This is a genomic window from Pseudomonas sp. Sample_11, assembly GCF_004307505.1.
Taxonomy (GTDB): domain Bacteria; phylum Pseudomonadota; class Gammaproteobacteria; order Pseudomonadales; family Pseudomonadaceae; genus Aquipseudomonas; species Aquipseudomonas atacamensis.
Genome location: NZ_RCOD01000073.1, coordinates 29,692 through 51,966, shown reverse-complemented (window position 1 = coordinate 51,966; position 22,275 = coordinate 29,692). Strand labels below are relative to the sequence as shown.

General features: G+C 61.8%; 19 protein-coding genes. 7 read left to right on the top strand and 12 right to left on the bottom strand.

Going from position 1 to position 22,275, the window contains the following annotated elements; genetic code table 11:
• The 5 genes from D8U60_RS20140 to D8U60_RS20115 form a co-directional block, all read right to left on the bottom strand.
• Window positions 1-168 (bottom strand): pilus assembly protein TadG-related protein (locus D8U60_RS20140; protein ID WP_130900765.1); only part of this gene is annotated, 168 nt, incomplete at its 3' end.
• A gap of 215 nt (window positions 169-383) precedes the next feature.
• The gene (locus D8U60_RS20130) at window positions 384-941 is read right to left on the bottom strand and encodes a DUF4136 domain-containing protein (RefSeq protein ID WP_016771849.1); all 558 of its coding nucleotides are present in this window, start codon (window positions 939-941) and stop codon (window positions 384-386) included.
• Between the two features lie 41 nt (window positions 942-982).
• Window positions 983-1,594: a DUF4136 domain-containing protein gene (locus tag D8U60_RS20125; RefSeq protein ID WP_073471800.1), complete on the bottom strand. Its 612-nt coding sequence runs from the start codon at window positions 1,592-1,594 to the stop codon at window positions 983-985.
• 12 nt (window positions 1,595-1,606) lie between these two features.
• On the bottom strand, window positions 1,607-2,356 hold the full coding sequence (locus D8U60_RS20120) for a methyltransferase (RefSeq protein WP_130900761.1): 750 nt from the start codon (window positions 2,354-2,356) through the stop codon (window positions 1,607-1,609).
• Entirely contained in the window at window positions 2,356-2,658 is a 303-nt protein-coding gene (locus D8U60_RS20115; protein ID WP_016771852.1) for a MazG-like family protein, read from the bottom strand. Before D8U60_RS20115 ends, D8U60_RS20120 begins: the two co-directional genes overlap by 1 nt.
• 245 nt (window positions 2,659-2,903) lie before the next feature.
• On the opposite strand from D8U60_RS20115, the gene D8U60_RS20110 reads away from it, so the two are divergent.
• Window positions 2,904-3,197 (top strand): hypothetical protein, encoded by a 294-nt coding sequence (locus D8U60_RS20110; RefSeq protein ID WP_016771853.1) that lies wholly within the window; start codon window positions 2,904-2,906, stop codon window positions 3,195-3,197.
• Window positions 3,198-3,411: 214 nt separating this feature from the next.
• Window positions 3,412-4,761: an MATE family efflux transporter gene (locus D8U60_RS20105; RefSeq protein ID WP_130900760.1), complete on the top strand. Its 1,350-nt coding sequence runs from the start codon at window positions 3,412-3,414 to the stop codon at window positions 4,759-4,761.
• 9 nt (window positions 4,762-4,770) lie between these two features.
• Here the strand turns inward: D8U60_RS20105 and D8U60_RS20100 are convergent, their stop codons facing one another.
• The 6 genes from D8U60_RS20100 to D8U60_RS20075 all read right to left on the bottom strand — a co-directional run bounded on the left by D8U60_RS20100 (window position 4,771) and on the right by D8U60_RS20075 (window position 11,488).
• Window positions 4,771-5,562 carry a DUF4123 domain-containing protein gene (locus D8U60_RS20100; RefSeq protein ID WP_123443893.1) on the bottom strand — a complete coding sequence of 264 codons (792 nt, stop codon included), beginning with the start codon at window positions 5,560-5,562 and terminating at the stop codon, window positions 4,771-4,773.
• Complete coding sequence (locus D8U60_RS20095) at window positions 5,559-6,905, bottom strand: contractile injection system protein, VgrG/Pvc8 family (protein ID WP_130900759.1); 1,347 nt, start codon at window positions 6,903-6,905, stop codon at window positions 5,559-5,561. The genes D8U60_RS20100 and D8U60_RS20095 overlap by 4 nt, the downstream gene beginning before the upstream one ends.
• Before the next feature lie 233 nt (window positions 6,906-7,138).
• Window positions 7,139-9,052, bottom strand: coding sequence for an arginine decarboxylase (speA, locus tag D8U60_RS20090; RefSeq protein WP_016771856.1), 1,914 nt, complete (start codon window positions 9,050-9,052; stop codon window positions 7,139-7,141).
• 220 nt (window positions 9,053-9,272) lie between these two features.
• Window positions 9,273-9,644 carry a translation initiation factor Sui1 gene (locus D8U60_RS20085; RefSeq protein WP_007914613.1) on the bottom strand — a complete coding sequence of 124 codons (372 nt, stop codon included), beginning with the start codon at window positions 9,642-9,644 and terminating at the stop codon, window positions 9,273-9,275.
• 215 nt (window positions 9,645-9,859) lie between these two features.
• Window positions 9,860-10,417, bottom strand: a complete 558-nt coding sequence (locus D8U60_RS20080; protein WP_130900758.1) for an NUDIX hydrolase — start codon at window positions 10,415-10,417, stop codon at window positions 9,860-9,862.
• Between the two features lie 3 nt (window positions 10,418-10,420).
• Window positions 10,421-11,488, bottom strand: coding sequence for a DUF2333 family protein (locus tag D8U60_RS20075; RefSeq protein ID WP_016771859.1), 1,068 nt, complete (start codon window positions 11,486-11,488; stop codon window positions 10,421-10,423).
• 415 nt (window positions 11,489-11,903) lie between these two features.
• Between D8U60_RS20075 and gcbA the strand changes: the two genes are divergently transcribed.
• From gcbA to accC, 5 genes are all read left to right on the top strand, one after another.
• A complete protein-coding gene (gene gcbA, locus D8U60_RS20070; protein WP_016771860.1) occupies window positions 11,904-13,574 on the top strand; it encodes a diguanylate cyclase GcbA in 1,671 nt (556 codons plus the stop codon).
• A 51-nt stretch (window positions 13,575-13,625) separates the two neighbouring features.
• On the top strand, window positions 13,626-15,572 hold the full coding sequence (locus D8U60_RS20065; protein ID WP_130900757.1) for a methyl-accepting chemotaxis protein: 1,947 nt from the start codon (window positions 13,626-13,628) through the stop codon (window positions 15,570-15,572).
• 241 nt (window positions 15,573-15,813) lie between these two features.
• Window positions 15,814-16,269: a type II 3-dehydroquinate dehydratase gene (gene aroQ, locus D8U60_RS20060; RefSeq protein WP_016771861.1), complete on the top strand. Its 456-nt coding sequence runs from the start codon at window positions 15,814-15,816 to the stop codon at window positions 16,267-16,269.
• A 24-nt stretch (window positions 16,270-16,293) separates the two neighbouring features.
• On the top strand, window positions 16,294-16,752 hold the full coding sequence (gene accB / locus D8U60_RS20055; protein WP_016771862.1) for an acetyl-CoA carboxylase biotin carboxyl carrier protein: 459 nt from the start codon (window positions 16,294-16,296) through the stop codon (window positions 16,750-16,752).
• Between the two features lie 17 nt (window positions 16,753-16,769).
• Entirely contained in the window at window positions 16,770-18,125 is a 1,356-nt protein-coding gene (gene accC / locus D8U60_RS20050) for an acetyl-CoA carboxylase biotin carboxylase subunit (RefSeq protein WP_024011424.1), read from the top strand.
• 65 nt (window positions 18,126-18,190) lie between these two features.
• Here accC and D8U60_RS20045 read toward each other — a convergent pair whose 3' ends face one another.
• Complete coding sequence (locus tag D8U60_RS20045) at window positions 18,191-22,144, bottom strand: type III effector 1 (RefSeq protein WP_130900756.1); 3,954 nt, start codon at window positions 22,142-22,144, stop codon at window positions 18,191-18,193.
• Between the last annotated feature and the right edge of the window lie 131 nt (window positions 22,145-22,275).

Below are 22,275 nucleotides of genomic sequence, written 5' to 3'. Positions count from 1 at the left end.
GGCGGCGGTATCGACGACCCGCTGCAATTTGCGCTGTTCCATGTACAAGCGACCGCTGTCGACCACCAGCAACATCATCACCAGCGCCAGACTCAGGGTGGCAGCCGCCATCAAGCCGATCGCCCCGCGTTGCCGGGCCGGGCCGTTGCCTTGCGATCCTGGCGACATGGCGCACTCCTTTGCCGGCGCAGTGCCGAGCGCTACCTCCGTTGGTGAAAATGAGTGTAGACGCGGCTGCCGACAATGCGCTGTTGGCATGGCAAACCACCGTAGGAGCTGCCGAAGGCTGCGATCCTTTGATCTTGCCTCTGAAAATCAAAAGATCGCAGCCTTCGGCAGCTCCTACAGGGGATTTGCGTCCGGGCGGGAAAAGGGCCGTTCATTCAACGCGGTGGATAGTTCGCCAGGATCCGCGCGACGGTCTCGCGAATGGCATTACTGCGGTCGGCCGGATTCGGGCGGTTGCTGAGCATTTGCTCATCGCTGCCGCGCCAGACCAGTTTGCCGTCCTTGCCGTCGAGCAGGTCGATCTGAATGGTCGCGACCTTGTAGGTGATGTTGCGCGTTTCGTTGTACATCGGCGCGCCCCAGTAGCCGTTCCACGGGCCGCCCCAACCGCCGCCGTAATTGGTTGTCACCTGCTGCTGCCGGTCCTCGACGATCAGGTAGGTCTGCACGCTCAGATCACCCTTGCCGCCGCCGGCAGCCGGGCGCAAACCGCGCTGATCGAGTTGATCGGCCACCGCCTGGCGGATGCGCTGTTCGGTCAGGTCGCTTTTGATGCGCGGATCATCGGGGCGATATTGCAGGGCCGGGTCTTTCCAGCTCCAGCTGCGATAAGCGGCAAAGTCGCGGCTGGCGTCGAAATCGTGATTGACCTGATTGGCGGCGCAGGCACTGAGCAGCGCGGCAACAGCGAGTAGAGCGAGACGGCGGAACATGATTTTTCTCCGGGTGAAGACATGAACCTGCTGACACGACGTCAGCTGGGAGGATACGCCGCCATGGCTTTTTCCACAGCCTCGCGGATCGCATCGGCGCGTTCGATCTGATTGCCCTGGGTGCCGGTCTCGGCGCTGGCGCTCCACACTGGCTGACCATTGCCGGCATCGAACAGATCGACCCGCACCACCACGACCTGCTCCTGATAAGTGCGCATGACCGGCACGCTGTTGTACATGCCGTAACCGCGACCATAACGATCATAGCCGCCGTATCCGCCGTAGTAGCCGTAATCATCGCGCACCTGACGCAAACGGGTTTCCAGACGCAGGTCGGCGCTGACCAGCAGGTCGGCCGGGCGGTTGTCGCGCATCGGCCGCAAGCCGCGTTGGTCGAGGGCGTTGCTGACCGCCTCGGCCACTTGCGCCGAGTCAGCCCACGCCGTGCCCGGCGGCAACTGCCCGTCGCGCCAGGCCCAATTGCGGTAGCGTCCGTAATCCCGCGGCGGCGCCGGGTAGGCGCTGCGGTCGAAGGTGGTGGCGGCTTGCGGCGGTGCCGGCGGCAACGGCCGTGACTGGGCCACGTAGGGGTTGCTGCCCTGGCAAGCGGCCAACCCCAGACTTATCAGCAATAACCCGCATCGAGCTTTCATGTCGCGCTCCGCTCAGATCGGCCGGCAGATCCAGTGCAAGTAACGCCCAAGCCCGGCGAAGCCTGGGTGACGACGGTGCGCGAGTTCCATTTCCAGCAAGTCCGCCAGTTCGGCGCGGGCCTGGAATTCCACCGGCATGTAATCGTGAAATACCCGTACGCCGCTCTGACTTTCGACCTGCCACATACCCGCGAGTTGCGTTGCCAATTCCCGAGGGTCGAGAGGCTGCTGCGGGGTCAGGCTCTGCTTCTCGCCGGCCATGACGTTCTTGCGCATTTTCTTGAAATGGCCCTTGAGCAGATTGCGATAAATCAGCGCATCACGGTTGTAGAACGCCAGCGACAGCCAGCCGCCGGGCTTGGTCAGTTGATGCAGCACCGGCAGGATCGCGTGGGGTTCGGCGAGCCATTCCAGTACGGCGTGGCAGATCACCAGATCGTAGGGCTCGGTGAGCTGACCGGGCAGTTCCTGCCACGGCGCCTGAATGAACGTAGCGGTGTGTCCGGCTTCGGCAAAACGCTGGCGCGCGCCTTCGAGCATCGGTTCGGCCGGCTCGGTGAAGGTGACGTCATGGCCGCGCTCGGCCAGCCACAGCGACATATGCCCCAGCCCCCCGCCGATATCCAGCACGCGTAGCGGCCGATCCGGCAAGGCCTCGATCAGATCGGCCTGCAATACCGCGAGGCGAATCGCGCCTTTGGCGCCGCCGTAGATTTTTTCGGCGAAGCGCGTGGCCAACTGGTCGAAATGACGGTCGCTCATCAGCTGAACCGCCGTTCGCTGTCGGCGAGCTTGGCGCGCACCACTTCATTCATGTCCAGACCCAGTTCGCTGCACAGAAGCAACAGATACAGGACGATATCGCCGACTTCCTGCCCGGCATGGGCGAGTTTGTCCGCCGGCAACTGGCGCGACTGGTCTTCTGTCAGCCACTGGAAGATTTCCACCAGCTCGGCCATTTCGACGCTGGCGGCCATGGCGAGGTTTTTCGGGCTGTGAAATTGCCGCCAGTCATTGCGGTCGCGAATGGCGTGCAGGCGTTCGGTCAGTTCAACAAGGTTCATCGGGCTCTCCTGAAGACGCATAGCTTCGGGGGGATGCGGGCTGAAGGCAAGCAGCGCAGATGATCTATTGGGGGAGCGAGCTTGCTCGCGAAGGCGTTGGCTCATCCAGACCGGATTTGCCTGACACGCCCCCTTCGCGAGCAGGCTCGCTCCCACACATGATCCGGGCAAACCTTCTATCATGCAGGGAACTCGGCCGCCCTCGGCGTGGCCCAAGGCTCAGCTCTTTCATCAGGGATGCACACATGCGTGTAGAAAGCTTTTTCGAATGGCTCGGCCAGGCACTCGGTTCGGTCATCCGCTTTATCGTCGATGGCCTCAGCGGCCTGTTCAATATGCTCAGCAATGCCGGCAGCAACTTTGTCGACGGCCTGGCGCAAACGCTGGGGATGGACACCTCGATCATCAGCATCATCGCCCTGATCGTTGGCCTGATGCTGCTGTGGTCGGCGATCCGGGCGTTCATGAACGCGTCGATCATTGCCGGGATCATCTGGTTGCTGCTGGGGTTGTGGTTGTTGAGCTGGATTATTCACTAGCGCTTCAAAAGCCCCTCACCCCAGCCCTCTCCCAGAGGGCGAGGGAGTTGACCGCGTTGCTTTGAAGTTCTCCACCGACCTGGAATATCGAGTCGAACTCACGCTTGAGAGCGACGAAGATCGGCCCCCTCTCCCTCTGGGAGAGGGCTGGGCGGGCGGCGTTCCGATGAGGGTGTTTCTGCCGCTACAATCCCCGCTCCCCCAAGGAGCCTGCATGTCCTCTCTGATTACCGACTGGCGCGACCGCCCGACTCACCGCAAGGTCTGGGCGCTCGCCGCGCCGATGATTCTTTCCAATATTTCCGTGCCGCTGGTGGCGCTGGTCGACAGCACTGTCATCGGTCATTTGCCGCATGCCCACCAACTCGGCGCGGTGGCGGTCGGCGCCAGTCTGTACACCTTTCTCGCCTGGGCGATGGGTTTTCTGCGCATGGGCACCACCGGTTTTGCCGCCCAGGCTGCCGGGCGCAGCGATGGCGCGGCGTTGCGGCAGATTCTCTTGCAGGGTCTGTTGCTGGCACTGGGCTTGGCCGTCGTGCTCGGCGGCCTCGGCGTGCCGCTCAGCGGCGTCGCGCTGCACTTCATGCAGCCGTCGGCGGAGCTGGAGCAACTGACCCGGGAGTTTTTCCACACGCGCTTGTTTGGCCTGCCCGCAGCGCTGGCGACGTATGCGCTGGTCGGCTGGTTCCTCGGCACGCAGAACGCGCGGGCGCCGCTGGCGATTCTGCTGAGCACCAACCTGATCAACATTGTGCTCAATCTGTGGTTTGTCATCGGCCTTGACTGGGGCGTGGTCGGCTCGGCGCGCGCTTCGGTAATCGCCGAATGGAGCGGCGCCCTGCTCGGCCTGTGGCTGACGCGCACGGCGTTGCGCGCCTATCCGGGGCAGATCATCTGGTCGGCGCTGAAAGTCTGGCAGAGTTGGCGGCCGCTGCTGGCAGTCAACCGTGACATTTTCATCCGCAGCCTCGCCCTGCAATCGGTGTTTTTCCTCATTACTGTGCAGGGCGCACGGCTCGGCGATGCGACCGTAGCGGCCAACGCGCTGCTGCTCAACGGCCTGCTGCTGACGGCCCATGCACTGGACGGACTGGCCCACGCAGTTGAAGCCTTGTGCGGCCATGCCATCGGCGCGCGGGATCGCCTGGCCTTGCGTCGATCGCTGGTGGTGGCCGGCGGCTGGTCGCTGATCGCCAGCCTCGGGTTCGCTGTGCTGTTTCTGCTGGCCGGGCACCTGTTCATCGAGATGCAGACCGACATTCAGAGCGTGCGCGAGACGGCGTTCATCTATCTGCCCTACCTCGCCGTGCTGCCGCTGATTGCGGTGTGGAGTTACCTGCTCGACGGCCTGTTCATCGGCGCTACCCGCGCGCGGGAAATGCGTAATGGCATGCTGCTGACGGTGTTGTTGCTCCTGCCATTCGCCTGGTTCTTGCAAGCGCTGGGCAATCACGGCCTGTGGATATCTTTTCTGCTGTTCATGGTCTTGCGCAGCGTGACCCTTGGCGCGCAAGCCTTGTGGCTCAAGCGCAGCGATGGCTGGTTCAGCGGCAAGGCTCACTGATCAGAAAAGTCAGTCCGCCGCGCCCCACTGCCGACGCAGAAAGTCGAGCCGTTCCGGCTGCGTCAATCCGGCCGGCGGCATAACCAGCACGGCGCGCGGATTGAGCAGGCGCAGCCACAGCCAGCCATCGAGCACAGCACGATCGCTGAAACCCAGCGCCAGACCTTGTTGCACATGCACAGCGATCGTCTGGTAATCAACGCTCAGAGACTGGCACCAGCGCCAGATGTGCTGCTCCAGCAGACAGGTTTGCAAGCGCTCGCGCTGGCGCCGGGTCAGGCTTTCTTCGATGCCCAAAGGTTCGACGAGCAGACCGGGATTGCGCAGCTGTTGCCAGCCCTGACTGCCGATGGCGCGGTCCGCCCAGGTGCCGCCAAACCAGCGCAACTGGCGGATTGGCCCGAGCCAGCGACTCAGTTGGGTGGCGTCGCAGGCGTCGAAGAAGTAGCTGGCGGTCTGACGGTTGTAATAGCTGAGCAAGGCCCGATGATTCAAACCGAACGAGACGGTAAGCATGCGCTGCAAGTGGCAGAGCAGTTGCTGCGCCGGTATTTCGCAGCTCAGCAACAGGCCGCGCCAGGTGTCCGGGTCGCGCAGGCACAGGGCGGTCAATGCCGGGCTCTCGCGCAAATCGACGAGAACCGGACCGTGCTCACTGACCGGCTGAAATTCGGTGCCGTCAAACAATCGGTGCCGCTGCACATCGGCAAAGCCCTGGCGCAAGGTCAGCAGGGCACGTGCCGCGTCCGGGGTATCGAGCAACAGCCATTGCGCCATGGGCTCTAGCGCCGCGCCGCTCATCGTGCGCTGCTCTGATCGAGCGCGGTGAGCAGCCGGCAACTGCATACGGACTCGGCGCAGTGGTTGAAGCTGCCACCGCCCGGCATCAGGCACAGCAACAGCAACGGCTCGCCAGACTGCAACAGTTGCTGCAACCCATCACTCACCAGCAGTTCCGGGAGCGATACCGGCTCATCGTCCTCGACCGCAGCCTCTGGCAACACCGAGGGCTGGAGCACGCCACTGACCACCGGCTGATCGGGATCGCCCTCAAGAAAACTCACCACCACTTCCACGCCATCGGCGAGTGCCGCCGAGGGCAGCTCGTTCAGGTCAGGCGCGAGGGGTAGCCAGCAATGGCTCGGCGCTGCGCCTTCGCCCTGGTAGAGCCAGTCGAATTGCACCGCGACCGGCCGCGCGCGATCCGGCTGCGGCTCATCGACGCTGACCACCCAGGCACGCTGCAAGCTGTGCATGCGCTGCTTGGACTGCGCAGCGGCGGGCACACAGACGGGTACCCGCGCGGCCGCGAACAGGCGATTGCAATAGGGCGATTCGAGAGATTGATCGGCACGGTGTTCGATGCGGGTCAGCAGCCATGGGCGGTTGCATTCGAGGAAAGGATGGCCGTCCAGCGGCAACCACTGACCACTGCGCAAGGCCGGCAGATCACTGTGGCCTTCGGCATCGGGGCCTCGCTGGCTGGCCTGCGAGTCTTCGTGCAGTTGCCATTGGCGGACGGCTGGAGCGACGCCACGCTGGTCATGCTCGCCCTGATAGTGCGCGACGTCTGCATGGGGCATCCGCGTCGGATCGTCGCCGAACACCAGGCAGTGCCTGTCGCGGTAATGTTCGAAGTAATAGTGAATGCGCGCCTCTGCGCACAGGCGCTGGAGCAGTTGCAGATCGGATTCGCGGTATTGCGTGCAGAAGGTGCGGGCCGGGTAGTCGCTGTGCAACTCGTAACGTCGCTGCAGGCCGACGATGCCATGTTCGCGCAGCACCTGTTCGATGATCTGCGGCACGCAGCGGCCACTGAAGATGCGCTGGCTCAAACGCAGGTCGAGGCAGTCGAGCCTGGGCCCGAGACGCACTCGGCACAAACGCAAGCCATGGCCGTGCTCGTGCTGGACAAGGCTGTGCAATTGCCCGTGCACACCCTGGTCGGGCGCGCCGAAACACAGGAACGCGGAACGGTGCAGCAGGCCGGCGAGATCCAGATGCGGATCGTCGATCACCACATCGATCTCGAAGGCGAAGGGTTCGCTGAGCGCTTCCCTTCCGGTAAAGGCGAGAACTTCGAAGGGGTCGGACAGGCCCGCTACATCGAGACGAAACGACGGCTCGTTGACTGGATCGAACATGGGCGGATCTCTACAGGAGGGGCGGCCGGGGATTCTCGCCGAGAGGCATGGCCGAGTAGAGAGGCGAAGTACAACTTAGGAAATGACCTACGCGAAAAGCAGACCAGATGAGTTTGCTGACCGTGATAGCACAGGTTTTCGGGAAAAAATCAGGAGATGTCCCACCGGGTTGTCCGAATTTTCCACAGCTTGCGGAAAAAAATCGGACAACCCGGACGGAACGCTATCGGGTCTCAGGAAGACAGATAGGAAGAGCGGGTCAGGCCCAGACGCAAGGCATCAAGGAACTGCGTGCGCTCGCTGGCACTGATGCGGGCACTGGCGCACTTGTCGCGGTAGTGAGTCATCAGTTCTTCCGGCGACAAGTGCACGTAACGCAGCATGTCTTCGATGGTGTCGTGGGTCTCGATACCGGCGTGGTACACGCTGCCATCGGCGTTCTGGTAGATGTTCACCGAGTCGGTGTCACCGAACAGGTTGTGCATGTCACCGAGGATTTCCTGATAGGCGCCGACCAGGAACACGCCCAGCAGGTAATCTTCGCCTTCATTCAACGCGTGCACCGGCAGGCTGGTTTCGATGCTCTGCTCGTCGACGTACTGGTTGATCTTGCCGTCGGAGTCGCAGGTCAGATCCTGCAGCACCGCGCGGCGCAGAGGCTCTTCGTCGAGGCGATGCAGCGGGATGATCGGCAACACCTGATCGATCGCCCAGGTGTCCGGCAGGCTCTGGAACACCGAGAAGTTGCAGATGTACTTGTCGGCCAGCTTGTCGTTGAGTTCGTCGAGCACCTGGCGGTGCGAACGCTGACGCGCCTTCAGCGAGTTGTGCAGGCGACGGCACACGGCGAAGTAGCATTGCTCGGCCAGGGCTTTTTCCGCCAGGGTCAGCTTGCCGTCGGCGTACTGCGCGGCGACGTCGCTCATGTAGTGGGTGGCGCGCCAGTAGGTTTCGGTGACCATTTCGATGTCGGTCGGGCCGAGCAGATCGACCAGCCACTGCACGGTTTCCGGCAGGCTTTCCTTGTTCTCGATCAGCGGGATTTCGTCGTTGTGTTTCTCGACGTCGGTGACCTGCACCACCAGCATTGCGTGGTGCGCCGTCAGCGAGCGGCCGCTTTCGGAGAAGATGTGCGGGTGCGGCAGGCTCTGCGCGTCGCAGAATTCCTTGAGCATGCCGACCACGACACCGGCGTAATCGTCCATGTCGTAGTTGATCGAACTGGCGTTGCGCGAGTGGGTGCCGTCGTAGTCGACACCGAGGCCACCGCCGACGTCGATGTGATCGACCGGCAGACCGAGGTTGCGCAATTCGCCGTAGTAACGGATCGCTTCCTTGAAACCGTGCTGATAGTCAGCGAGGTTGGCGATCTGCGACCCCATGTGGAAGTGCAGCAGGCGGATGCCCTGATCGAGGCCGGCGCCACGGAAGCGCTCGACCACCGACAGCAGTTGCGCCGCCGACAGACCGAATTTGGATTTCTCGCCACCGGTGTCCGCCCATTTCGACGAGGCCAGCGACGACAGCCGCACGCGCAGACCCACCTGCGGCTTGACCTTCAGCGAGGCGGCTTCTTCGATCACCAGGCCGACTTCGGATTCTTTCTCGATGACGATGAACACGTTATGGCCGAGCTTCTGGCCCATCAGCGCCAGACGGATGAACTCGCGGTCCTTGTAACCGTTGCAGACGATGGTGCCGCCCTTCGGCGCCAGCGCCAGCACCGCCAGCAGCTCAGGCTTGGAGCCGGCTTCCAGACCGATGGAGACGTTCTGGGTGGCGATGATGTTCTCGATCACCGCTTCCTGCTGGTTGACCTTGATCGGGTACAGCGCAGTGTATTTGCTCTGGTATTCCAGGCGCTCGATGTTCGAATCGAAAGCACCGGTCAACTGACGGACACGGTCTTGCAGGATGTCGGGGAACCGCACCAGCAGCGGCAAGGACAAACCGCTCTTGCGCAGTTGGTCGACTTGTTCGAACAGATCGATAGGCGAGCTGCTCGGGCCGTTCGGACGTACTTCGACGCGACCGGCTTCATTGATCGCGAAATACCCGGCCCCCCAATGGCGAATCCCGTAAACGCTGCGGCTGTCCGCAACTGTCCATTGGCTGCCATCGTCTTTACGTGTGCGTCGTACGGACATCGAAGTCCCCTATAAAGAAGTCAGAGTGCGTCGCCTGACGTTCAGGCCGGCGCAGTCTAAAGAATGAAAATGACGGTTCGTCAGTGCGGCGGTAGACCGCACTGACTGCGTGGAGTTTAGAAACCGGTCATGAACAGGCTCTGTGAAAACCATGGCGACGACGCCGGATCCGAGAACACTCGAAGCCGGATCAAGCCGCCGGAGGGTTTCACAGAGGCTGCTAGCCGCCGGATTTCTTCGCTTTGAAACCGTGCTTGATCAGCTCTGCCAAGAGTAGCTCGACGTGATCGCCCTGGATTTCGATGATGCCGTCCTTCAACGCCCCGCCGGTGCCACAACGTTTCTTCAACGTCGTCGCCAGCTCCTTGAGCGCGTCTTCGGCCAGGGGCACGCCGGTGATGGTGGTCACCGTCTTGCCGCCACGGCCCTTGCTTTCGCGACGCACGCGGGCAATGCCGTCACCGGCCGGGATCACGGTTTGTTTGCAGATACAGGCGTCCACCGGTTTGCTGCATTCCGGGCAATGACGACCTGCGTCGGTGGAAAATACCAGGCCGCCCAGGGCGGCGAAGGATGCGGCTTTCTTGGCCACCGGCAATCCTCTCGGGAGGACAAAGACTGATCGCAACCTTGGGCAAGGTCAGCGACCGCGAAGCCCCACTCAGGCAGGGGCAGCGCTACTGCATCGGAAAACTTTGAACGCTGGACTGAATCTGCAGGCCAACCTCAAGCTATCCGGTGCAGTTTGAAAAGGTCGCGCAGTGTAACGGCAAAAATCGCGATTGCTAAGTGCCAATCGGCGCCAATTCATGTGTTCTTTGCGACGTTGCTTTGCTGCGCCTTGAGATAGCGCTTCAGCGCGGCCAGAGAGTCCGGGCAATAAGGCTTTTCGCTGATTTCGCGCATGACCTGTTCGATGGGGATGAATCGCGCTTCGAGGACTTCTTCCGGCTGCAATTTCAGCGGCCCGTCCCACACGGCGGAAAACGCCGAACACCACAGGCGGTTGCCGGTGTCTTCGAAGTAGAAGTGATCGTGAGCGGTGAGTTCGACGCCGCTGACGCCCAGCTCTTCTGCAAGCTCGCGCGCCGCCGACTCGGCATAACTTTCGTCGGCCTGGACCATGCCGCCTGCGGCAACATCCCAGTAACCGGGGTAAATCGCCTTGCTCAACGTGCGCCGGTGCACGCACAGCTCACCGGCGGAATTGAACAGCATGATGTAGGTGCCACGGCCAATCAGCCCGCGCTCGCGCAAATCGGAGCGCACCAGCGCGCCGAGCAAGTTGTCATGCTCGTCGACCCAGGCGATCTGTTCGGCGTCCGAGGCGGCGCGGTGGGCCGCCTCTCTTGTGCTCTGGCTCACCTATCAGCCCTGATTGAGCAGTTGACGCAAGTCGATCACCGCAGCGTTGGCCCGGGAAATGTAGTTGGCCATGACCAGCGAGTGGTTGGCCAACACGCCGAAACCGCTGCCATTGAGAATCATCGGGCTCCACACCGGCTCTTGCGAAGCCTCCAGCTCACGGATGATCTGGCGCACGCTGACGGTGGCGTTCTTCTTCGCCAGCACATCGGCGAAGTCGACCTCGATGGCGCGCAGCAGATGCGACAGCGCCCAGGCCTGACCGCGTGCTTCGTAGAACACGTTGTCGATCTGCATCCACGGGGTTTCCACGACTTCTTCGTCAACCTGCGGCACTTCGCCGACTGCCGGAACTTCGGTCTTCAGCGCAGTATTGAGCTTGACCCGGCCGACACTGGCCGACAGGCGTTGCGACAGCGAACCAAGACGGGTACCGACATCGCCCAGCCAGTTGTTGAGGTTGTCGGCGCGGGCGTAGAACAGCGCGTTTTTCTGATTCGGATCCGACAAGCGCGACTGATAGCGGCTCAGGGAGTTGATGCCTTCCTGGTATTCCGACTCGCTGGACGGCAGCACCCAGCTCTTGTTGTCGAAGTTGAAGCGCGGTTCGGCCTTGGCCAGATCGGCGTCTTCGGCGGACTGCGATTGCGAACGTGCGAAGTCTTTGCGCAGGGCACGAGTCAGGTCACGCACCTGCACCAGCACGCCGTATTCCCAGCTCGGCGTGTTGTCCATCCACAGGCCCGGCGGGAAACGATCGTTGGAAATGTAACCGCCCGGCTTGTTGAGCAAGGTGCCGGCAACGGTCTTCAGGGTCTCGACCGTGGTGTAGCCGACCACCATTTGCTTGCCTTCTTTCTCGGCAGCGACCTGGGCGTTCTGCGCCACCGGAAACAGCTCCGGTTCCTGGCTCCAGTACCAGCCCAGCGCGATGGTGACCAGCAAATACAGACCGACCACTGTGGCCAGCGCCCGGCTGAACAGCAGCCCGCCGACATAGCTGCGGGTGGCCGACTTGGGCTCGGCAGCACGTTCAGGCGCGCTGCCCGCGCGGTTTTTCCAGTCCAGCATGGCGATATCCTTTCAATCACTTGGGTTCAACGGTTCGACCACAACCATACAACAACGTGCCAAGGCCGGGCACCCGTCGCTAACGATAAGCCGCAAATGGTGCGGCCCGATGACGCTTCGCGACACACTAAGGGATTCCCTGATACGGCAACGCCAGCAACGCAGTGAACTCTGATCCGGGTTCGGCCCGAGCAGCGATGTACAAATTCCCGACTGTTCTGCCCTGCCCTTCAAGTCAAGCGTCCGGATTTCGGGCATCTGACTGACCTGCAAGTGCATGAAAGAACCACCCGGTCAGAAACTGAATCGTGTCGTCCAGCAGATTATTGACGTACGACACTCGTCTAAGGGAAAAGAGGTGCTAGCATAGAGCCACCAGTCGATCTCAGCATGCACCCTAACTAGTAGTCAGGATATGACCGAGCCAGAAGACCCCAGCCGTGAGCGTCTCAAGCACCACTTTGCCCAGCGGGTAATTCATCAGGCACGTCAGATTCTTGAGATATGGCAGCGCCTGCAACGCAGTGAGTGGTCCACCGTCGACCTCGCCGAACTGAGCGAGGCGAATCTGCGTCTGCTGCGTTTTGCCGAGCGTTTCGAACAGCCTGAACACACTCAGTTGGCGCATCACATCAGCCAGTCGCTGCAAGCGGTGGATGCCAATCGTGGACGCCTCAGCAGCGGCCTGATCACCGATCTCAATCGTTTGATGCAGCGCCTGTCGCGCACCGGCCTGCGCCATGGTGATCAGCTCGACCAGACGTTCCTGCCGCCGCTGCGCAAGCCGATCTACGTAATGTTGCAGGATCACGACCGCGCCGAACGCCTGGCCAAGCAGCTCGAATTCTTTGGCCTAAGCGCGCAGGCACTGGACAGTGTCGCGGCGTTTCGCTCGTCGATGGTTGAGCGCTTGCCCGCGGCGATTGTCATGGACGTGGATTTCAGTGGCCCCGGCATCGGCCTGAAACTCGCCGCCGAAGCTCAGGTCGGCCTCGAAGAACCGCTGCCGCTGCTGTTCTTCAGCCTGCACGAAACCGACACCCCGACCCGCCTCGCCGCCGTGCGCGCCGGTGGCCAGGAATTCCTCACCGGCACGCTCGAAGCCTCGAGCCTGCTGGAAAAAATCGAAGTGCTGACCTGCGTCGCTCAGTACGAGCCCTATAAAGTGCTGATCATCGACGACTCGCGCGCCCAGGCCTTGCACACCGAGCGCCTGCTCAACAGCGCCGGGATTGTCACACGCACCCTGATCGAACCGATTCAGGCAATGGCCGAACTGGCGGATTTCCAGCCGGACCTGATCATCCTCGACATGTACATGCCGGCCTGCACCGGCACCGAGCTGGCCAAAGTCATCCGTCACAACGACCGCTACGTCAGCGTGCCGATCATTTACCTGTCGGCCGAGGATGATCTGGACAAGCAGCTCGACGCCATGAGCGAGGGCGGCGATGACTTCCTGACCAAACCGATCAAACCGCGGCACCTGATCACCACCGTGCGCAACCGCGCCGCGCGGGCACGCAACCTGAAAGCGCGGATGGTTCGCGACAGCCTCACCGGCCTGTACAACCACACGCACATCCTGCAATTGCTCGAAGACTGCTCGTTCCGCGCCCGCCGCGAGAACAAGCCGCTGAGCTTTGCCATGCTCGATATCGATCACTTCAAACGGGTCAACGACAGCCACGGCCACCCGATGGGCGACCGTGTGATCAAGAGCCTGGCGCTGTTTCTCAAGCAGCGGTTGCGCAAGACCGACTTCATCGGTCGTTACGGCGGCGAAGAGTTCGCCATTGTCATGCCCGACACCGATATCGATGCGGCGCACAAAGTCCTCGACGAGATTCGTCAGCGCTTCGCCGAGATTCATTACCCGGCGCAGCCGCAGGATCTGTGGTGCACGTTCAGCGCCGGCGTGGTGGAAATGTGCGATGACTCCGACAGCCTGATGATGGCCAGCCAGGCCGACGAGGCGCTGTACCGCGCCAAAGGTGCCGGACGCAATCGGGTGCAGACCGCGCGGCAGTCAAAGCAAAGTGCCACTTTTTCATCGGAATCCACTGATTCGGTCATAACCTTGTAATGGATCCGCAATAAATTCAGGCGCTTACCATTCCTGCCGTTGGTAGCCGTCATGCGCCTGAAGTTGCTCACCAATCTCAACACTCTGCTGTTGGTCGCCGTCTGCGTGGCCCTTGGCGCCACGCTGTGGTGGTCGCAAAAAGCCCTCGAACGTCCGTATCTGTTGATGGAGCGTTACCTCGGGCTGTCGCAACAATTTCAGAATGAAGTGGCGCGCAACATCGAGGATTACCTCGCCAGCGGTGACGCGCTGCGCCTGAGCAGCGCCGCCCAGGCCATCGACAGCGTGCACAAGCAACTGGGTGAGCTGCCCCCGGCGCTGGCCGACAGCGTGCAGCCAAGCCTGTCGAGCCTTGATGAATTCAGCAAAACCGACCTGCTCGCCGCCGGCAAACTGGCTGGCGATCCGCAGGCGCTGCTGTTGCAGGCCGAACGCGAACTCAGCGCCAGCCTCGACCAGCTCAACACCTACGCCAATGGCAACGCCGCCTACCTCGCGCCACTGCTCGCAGCATCGCAGCATCTGGGCAAACTGTCGCTGGCGCGGGACAAACTGGTCAGCAGCGGGCGCAGTGAACTGGCTGCCGATGTCGAGCGCGAAGTGAGCAACATGCGCGCCCAGGCCGAGGCCATCGATGCCCTGCCCTTGCTCGGCGTGGTCGCCAGCAACGAATCGAGCAGTGACGATTTCGCCGCGTTGATGGGCATCGAAACCACTGATAAAGCCGCCGCTGAAGATGCCGGTGTCGGCCTCAAACGCGAACTCAATAGCTTGCTCGGCCGCTATCCGGCGGAACTGGCGCGCACCCGCGAGCAGATCCAGAAACGCGCCGAGCTCAGCGCCGCGACCCACGAAAAAATCGCCAGCGTGCAACACGCCATCGCCGGCCTCGAACCGGTGGTGCGCGCGCAACATGGGCAGATCCAAGGCGAAGTGCGCCTGATGCAAGGCGTGATGATCGGCCTGATTCTGCTGATCGCCCTGCTCATCGATACCTTGCAGCGGCGCCTGGCCCGCACCCTGACCAACCTCGCCCCGGCATTGTCGACTTGGGCCGAGGGCGATTTCAGTCGCGACATCCAACTGGGCAAGACCAATCGCGAATTGCACGACATCGAAGCGTCGCTCAATCGCTTGCGCGCCTATCTGGTGGATCTGGTCGGCACCATTCGCGGCAACGCCGAGCAAGTCGCAGGCAGCAGCCGCACCCTCGCCGAACTGAGCAATGACTTGCACAGCGGCGCCGAGCATCAGGCAGGTGACACTGCGCTGATTCGCGACTCGCTGGGTGAACTCGAGGCGACCATTCAGCAGGTGGCCGGCGATGCCCGTCAGGCTGCCGACGCCAGTCGTCATGCCGGTCTCGCCGTCGAGCATGGGCAGGCTGTAATCGGCCAGAGCCTCACCGGGCTGCATGCTTTGGTCGGTGAAGTTCAAGGCAATGCGCAGATGATCGAACATCTGGCCGAAGAGTCGGCAACCATTGGCGGCGTGCTGACGGTGATTCGTTCGATTGCGGATCAGACCAATCTGCTCGCCCTGAATGCCGCGATCGAGGCGGCCCGCGCCGGGGAGATGGGCCGTGGTTTCGCCGTGGTCGCCGAGGAAGTGCGCTCGCTGGCACAACGCACCGCCGGGGCCACGGCAGAAATCCAGACGCTGATCGCCGGCCTGCAGACCGCCGCGCGGCAATCGGTCGAAGGCATGCGCGCGCAGGTCGAACACGCCGAAGCCACGGCCAGTCAGGCGCAAGCGGCGGACGGTGCATTGGACAAAATCGTCGGCGCGATCCAGACCATCGCCGACACCGCCGTGCGCATCGCCGATGTCACGGCGCAGCAAAGTGGTGCGGTCAGCGAGATCCGCGATCACAGCGAGCGCATTCATCAATTGGGTGGGGATAACCTGCTGCGCATCGGCCAGGGCCGCGAACAGGGCGAGAATCTGCTGGTTCTCGGCGGCCAATTGCATACAGCCGTTCAGGCCTTCCGCGTCTGACATACCACCTTCGCGAGCAGGCTCGCTCCCACTTTGGAATGCATGCCCCTGTGGGAGCGAGCCTGCTCGCGAAGAGGCCCTTGCCAACATCGCGAATGACCGGATCAGCTCACCCGGTCACAAATTTCGCGCAAACATCGCCCATCGTGCCGCCTATTGCATGGAACTGGACAGTCACAAAGGCTTTGCGGCATAGTCGCCGGGTTCTGACGACTGCTCATTGATAACAAGGACAACGCAGATGGCAACGCTACTGGTGCTGCACGGCCCCAACCTGAACCTGCTCGGCACCCGGGAACCGGGGACCTACGGGTCGACGACCCTGGCGCAGATCAATCAGGATCTGGAGCGGCGCGCCCGCGAAGCCGGCCATCATCTGCTGCACCTGCAAAGCAACGCCGAGTACGAATTGATCGATCGCATCCACGCTGCGCGCGGTGAAGGCGTGGACTTCATTCTGATCAATCCGGCGGCTTTTACGCACACAAGTGTCGCATTACGTGACGCGCTGCTGGGAGTGAGCATCCCATTCATCGAAGTGCATTTGTCCAACGTGCACAAGCGCGAACCTTTCCGCCATCACTCCTACTTCTCCGATGTAGCGGTAGGAGTGATCTGCGGCCTTGGCGCCAGCGGTTACCGACTGGCCCTGGAGGCCGCACTAGAGCAGCTTGAACACCAAGCTATACGCCCCTGACCGACCCTTGGGAGTTGATGATTCATGGATATCCGTAAAGTTAAGAAACTGATCGAATTGCTGGAAGAGTCCGGCATCGACGAGCTCGAGATCAAGGAAGGCGAAGAGTCCGTACGCATCAGCCGCCACAGCAAGACCCCGGCGCAGCAGTACTACGCGCCAGCCCCGATGCAGGCTCCGGCTGCTGCCCCTGCTGCCGCGCCAGTCGCTGCCGCTGCTCCGGCTGCCGCTGCTGCACCCGCGCTGAACGGCACCGTTGCCCGTTCGCCGATGGTCGGCACCTTCTACCGTAAATCTTCGCCAACCTCGCCAGCCTTCGTTGAAGTCGGCCAGACCGTGAAGAAAGGCGACACCCTGTGCATCGTCGAAGCCATGAAGATGATGAACCACATCGAAGCTGAAACCAGCGGTGTGATCGAATCCATCCTCGTCGAAGACGGCCAGCCGGTTGAGTACGACCAACCGCTGTTCACCATCGTTTGAACCGCGGAGAGCCTTTGATGACTGCGAAGTTGGAAAAAGTTCTGATCGCTAACCGCGGTGAGATCGCCCTGCGGATTCTGCGTGCCTGCAAAGAGATGGGCATCAAGACCGTCGCCGTTTACTCCAAGGCCGACAAAGAGCTGATGCACCTGGGTCTGGCAGACGAATCCGTCTGCATCGGCCCGGCGTCCGCCGCTCAGTCTTACCTGCACATTCCGGCCATCATCGCTGCCGCTGAAGTGACCGGCGCTACCGCCATTCACCCAGGCTACGGTTTCCTCGCGGAAAACGCCGATTTTGCCGAGCAGGTCGAGAACTCCGGCTTCGCCTTCATCGGCCCGAAAGCCGACACCATTCGCCTGATGGGCGACAAGGTATCGGCCAAGCACGCGATGATCGAAGCAGGCGTACCGACCGTTCCAGGTTCTGACGGCCCGCTGCCGGAAGACGAAGAAACGGCGCTGCGCATCGGTCGTGAAGTCGGCTACCCGGTGATCATCAAGGCCGCCGGTGGCGGTGGTGGTCGCGGCATGCGTGTGGTGCACAAGGAAGAAGACCTGATCGCCTCGGCGAAACTGACCCGCTCCGAAGCAGGCGCGGCGTTCGGCAACCCGATGGTCTATCTGGAAAAATTCCTCACCAACCCGCGCCACGTCGAAGTGCAGGTACTGTCCGACGGCCAGGGCCACGCCATCCACCTGGGCGACCGCGACTGCTCGCTGCAGCGTCGGCACCAGAAGGTTCTCGAAGAAGCGCCAGCACCGGGCATCGACGAGAAGGCGCGCCAGGAAGTATTGGCTCGCTGCGTCAAGGCATGCATCGACATCGGCTACCGTGGCGCCGGTACTTTCGAGTTCCTCTACGAGAACGGCCGTTTCTACTTCATCGAAATGAACACCCGTGTTCAGGTGGAGCACCCGGTTTCGGAGATGGTCACCGGTATCGACATCGTCAAGGAGATGCTCAGCATCGCCGCTGGCAACAAGCTGTCGTTCACTCAGGATGACGTGGTCATCCGCGGTCACTCGCTGGAGTGCCGGATCAACGCTGAAGATCCGAAGACCTTCATGCCGAGCCCGGGCACGGTCAAGCATTTCCACGCTCCAGGCGGCAACGGCGTTCGCGTCGATTCGCACCTGTACAGCGGTTATGCCGTGCCACCGAACTACGACTCGCTGATCGGCAAGCTGATCACTTACGGCGCAACCCGCGACGAAGCCATGGCACGCATGCGCAATGCCCTGGACGAAATCGTGGTCGACGGGATCAAGACCAACATCCCGCTGCACCGTGACCTGGTTCGTGACGAAGGCTTCTGCAAGGGCGGTGTGAACATTCACTACCTCGAGCACAAGCTGGCCAAACAGTCGTAAGGCTGAAGCCGCATGAAAAACCCGATCCCTGCGGATCGGGTTTTTTTATGCCTGCAACAAACCCATCAGACCATTACCGTGGAGAACGCCTGCTGCTCGACCATTGCGGCAGATGCCCGCAGGCCGGCATCATCGACCACCGCTCCTGCGGCGTTTTCATGTAACGGCCTGCGGGTGAACCGCCTCGTAAAGTTTCGGGCACGTATCGAGAGGCCGTCCGTGGCATAGCCCGATCTGGCGATAAGCGGGTTGTACAGCCTGCCAATCTGACCAGAGGAATGCTTGAACACTCTCGAGACTCCATTGTTCAGATTCAGCACCACGCCATAGCTGTTGCCCAGGCACGACGAGTACGACCAGTAATCCCAGGTCGGCTGCAGGCCCTGTTCGCGCAAAACGCGCCTGACCGGACCGCCGATGTCAGCGCCCGCCGAAAGCCAGTCGCCGCCCACCAGCGTGGCGCGAATGTTCTGCGGTGCGCCCCCCAGACGCTCCAGCACCTGCGTGACACTTCGCTCGATTAACGGGCGAATATTGTGATCAAAATGAATGACCGCCCCCACCCTCGTCGTCGGGTTATACAGCGAGGCGATGACGCAACTCTGCGCATTCAACGAAAACAGATAGTTATCTGGCGATCCGGGACGAAAATGCGCCACCACCGCTTCGCCCTGCAGCGCGCCGCGGTTCAGCACGGGCTCGACACCTCCAGGAAAAGCATCATTCAAATCGCTCACGCGCCCAAGGTTGCGCACGTTGCCACCTGTGAGTCCGACCCTGGCGTGTGTCCACTTGCCCCCCGGAGCAAGCCGAATCGGTTGCTGATAGATGGCGGTCGGGCGACGGGCATCGACCAGGCTCAGCCCACCAAAATGCGGATTTTCCCTGACCAGGAAATACTTGCCCTTGTTGCGAATGTAATAGGCCGGTTGCGGCTGCGCAGCGCTGGGCGGACTGCGCCATGTGCCGAAAAACACGCCTTCTTCGGTCACCCTTTGCAAACGCTCGGGCGCCTTGCTGACGGCCTGCCTGGCATGGAAGCGTACTTCCCGGATCGCCGGCAGTGCTTCCCTGCGCAGCGGAGCCACGGTGTTCAGACGCTCTGACAACAACGAGGCCGGCCGCATGGTGTGCTTCAGACTTCTGGCCGCACCGCCCAGCCACTTGATCGCACTGCCGGCGCCGACCATAGCGAACAACGCGCCCCACGACGCCTCCAGCCAGTGGCCGAGCGCGCCATCGACGTCACCCTCCAGATGCGCAGCGACCGCCTGACCGGCGCTGACGGCGATGAACACGACATCGAGCAGCAAGGCAAACGGAGGGAACACCATGCAAAACGGTGCAGCTGCAAACATCAGCCCCTTGACCACTTGGCGTTCGATCATTTGCGCGCGGCTGGTGGTGATGTCCTGCACATCCGTGACCGCGCGCTCGATGTACGCGTTGAACTCGCTGCGTGCGTCAATCAGGCGCTGCGCTTCGTACAGCGTATCGACGCGCTGTTTTTTTGCTGCAATCGCATACAGGGTGCGCGACACGATGCTGCGGGCGGCGACCGGCGTACGCGCCATCAAGTAGTCATGCAAAGCGCCTGCGATGTCGCCGAACAGCGACTGATACGCACGCACCACAATGCCGTCGGGCGCATCAGGCGTGTACAGCCACCAGGACGGCTCGGGGTTGAACGAGGTCAGGACATAAACCCCGAGCACGACGTGATGGCGCACGGTGAACCTGAACACGCCGTCACTTTCAACCATGCTGGCGCCCGGAAAATGCGTATCCGGCGCTGGCACCTGGCTCAACAGAGAGACCTGACGGACCAGCGCTGAATACACCGCGTCGCTCAATCGCGCCTGACTTCTCGCCACGCGCAAATCACGGTCCATCTTTGACAGCAGCACGTTGCGGTAGGCAAAGCGACGCGGTTCGTAGGCAGCATCACGCGGGTCGAGATATTTGCCACGGATCTCGCTGGCATATTTTTCACCCAGCCACGCCCGGCGCAGATACAGCGCCAGATCGGCGCTGCGCACCTGGCTCAGATCCTGGCCAACCGCCGATCGCACGCCTCTTTTCGGATGTTCGATGCCGGAGTTGTCATCGTAGCCGTGAATGGCCAGGTCGAGCAGCGTGGCCACCTGCTGCTTCCTGCGGTCAGCGACGCCAGGGTTGTAATCGATCAACACAGTGGCCGGATCGACCGGTTCCAGCACGTTCTTGCTGCGCATATAGGGCGTGATCGCTGCGGCAACCGTGCGCCTGGCGAAATCGACGAAAACCTCGAAACCGCCCAGCAGCTCGTTGAACACCTGCTGATGAACGATCAGTTCCTGATTGAGGCTGCTGATGCGCCGGCGAGCCTCGAGCCCGAGCGTCGTGTACCAGCGCAGCGAGTTGTCCTGCTCGACCCGCTGCAGGTTGTTTGCCAGGCCCATTTTTGCAGCGGCGTCGACGCATTCGGTGAACGGCAGGGGCGCTCGGCGAAGGTCACTCTGCATGCCCCAGAGAGCGGGGCTGGCCGCAGCGGCCAACAGATAATCCCGTGCAGGGTGATGTGCAGCCGGCGAAAGCTGCTGCAACAGATACTCACGACCGGATTCGCTCTGCGTCCAGCTCCATACTTCGCCGGTCAACGCCGCGATCGAAGGCAACCGGACCCACTCTTGACCGTCCGGCTTGTTGGGCGCGTACAGCACCAGGTTATTCACCGCTTGCTCAGTCTCTGCCTGGTAGAACACCAGAAGATCGGCGCATTGCATGCCGTTGGGCAGCGTCAGTGCGGCCACTTGCAACGGTTTCTTTATGGTTTGCCCAGACCACATCTGCTCCAGACGCTCATGGTCGGAGTCCGACAGATGAGCTGCGCAGCGCGCGACGAATGCGCTCTGCCTGAGCCGTAAGGCAAACCAGTCGACAAGTGCCTTTTGCACTTCTATACGCTGGTACTGCTCGGCGAGGGCTCGCAGGTAGTCCGCCGGATAATCCTGTTGCGCCAGCATGTCGGCAATGAATGTCGGCTTCAGTGACTGGTTGCGCAATGGCGCAGGACTGCTGATCTCCAGTACCGCTGCGAAGTCCTGTCCGATCGGCCCGCATGCCAGCAGGTCACTGAGGCTGCGATTGTGGGTCGGCTCACCGACCGCCGAGCGCCATCTGAGCCGCACGTCGATCCGGTCCGGTTCAACCGTCATGTCGAGCTTGAGCTGAATGTATTCGATGGCCTGCTGGCGGGCAAAGTCGCGCAACGAGCCGTAGCCCAGCAGCAGGTCATCAAGTGCTGCCTGGGCCAGTGAGGTCTGCTCCTGATAATCACGCAACAAGGCGCGATCCGGCTCCTTCAGCGCCTTCATCCATGACGGCAGTTGCGCGAATGAATGGGCCTCGAGAATCTTTTTTTCTGCACCGGTTGCCAGGGCGGTCAATCGGTACCGACGCGTGCTGCGGGCCTGAACCCGGTCGATTTTGCTGCGCAATTGATCCAGTGTCAGGCCAGCCAGTTGGTCACGGCGCAACAGCAACTCGATGTCCTTGATATAGCGCCGCAGCTTGCGTTTGATCAGGCGATCGAACAACGCCTCCCGCCCCTTTGTCGCCCAATGTTCTCGCAGGTATTTCTTGTACTGGTCGAGGAAGTGCAACGAAACGCTATCCACCGTCCGGATCACATGCTCATGACGGCTGGACGGCAAACCGGGATCGGCGCCCCCAGGCCAGCGAAATGGCGCGTCCTGGAGCGCCAGGAACATGACTGGCCGGCCGTCGATAAGCTTTTGCAGAATGGCGTCAAGCAGGGCAACCACAAAGCCCGGGGCGAAATGACCGTCCGGGTAATGCCTGCGCAGTTCAGTCAATGCGAAATGCTCCAGCGCCTCGAGCAACGTCATCTGGCTGCTCAAGCGCTTGTCGATCATCACCTGCCAGCGCGTGATGCGCAGGAGGATCTCCTGCACCGACCCCGTAGACGCAGCGGCTATCGGTGGTTTTTCTTCTACAGTCCCTTGTTGATCCGCCATGTCGTCCAGCCTTTTGTCGCGTAGAGATGAGCGCTCACTCTATTTGCCGACAAAAGTGCTCAGGCCATACATATGTATATCGCGGCCGCGAATGTGTAACAGCCAAGCGGTGTGTCCACTTTGCCGGCGAC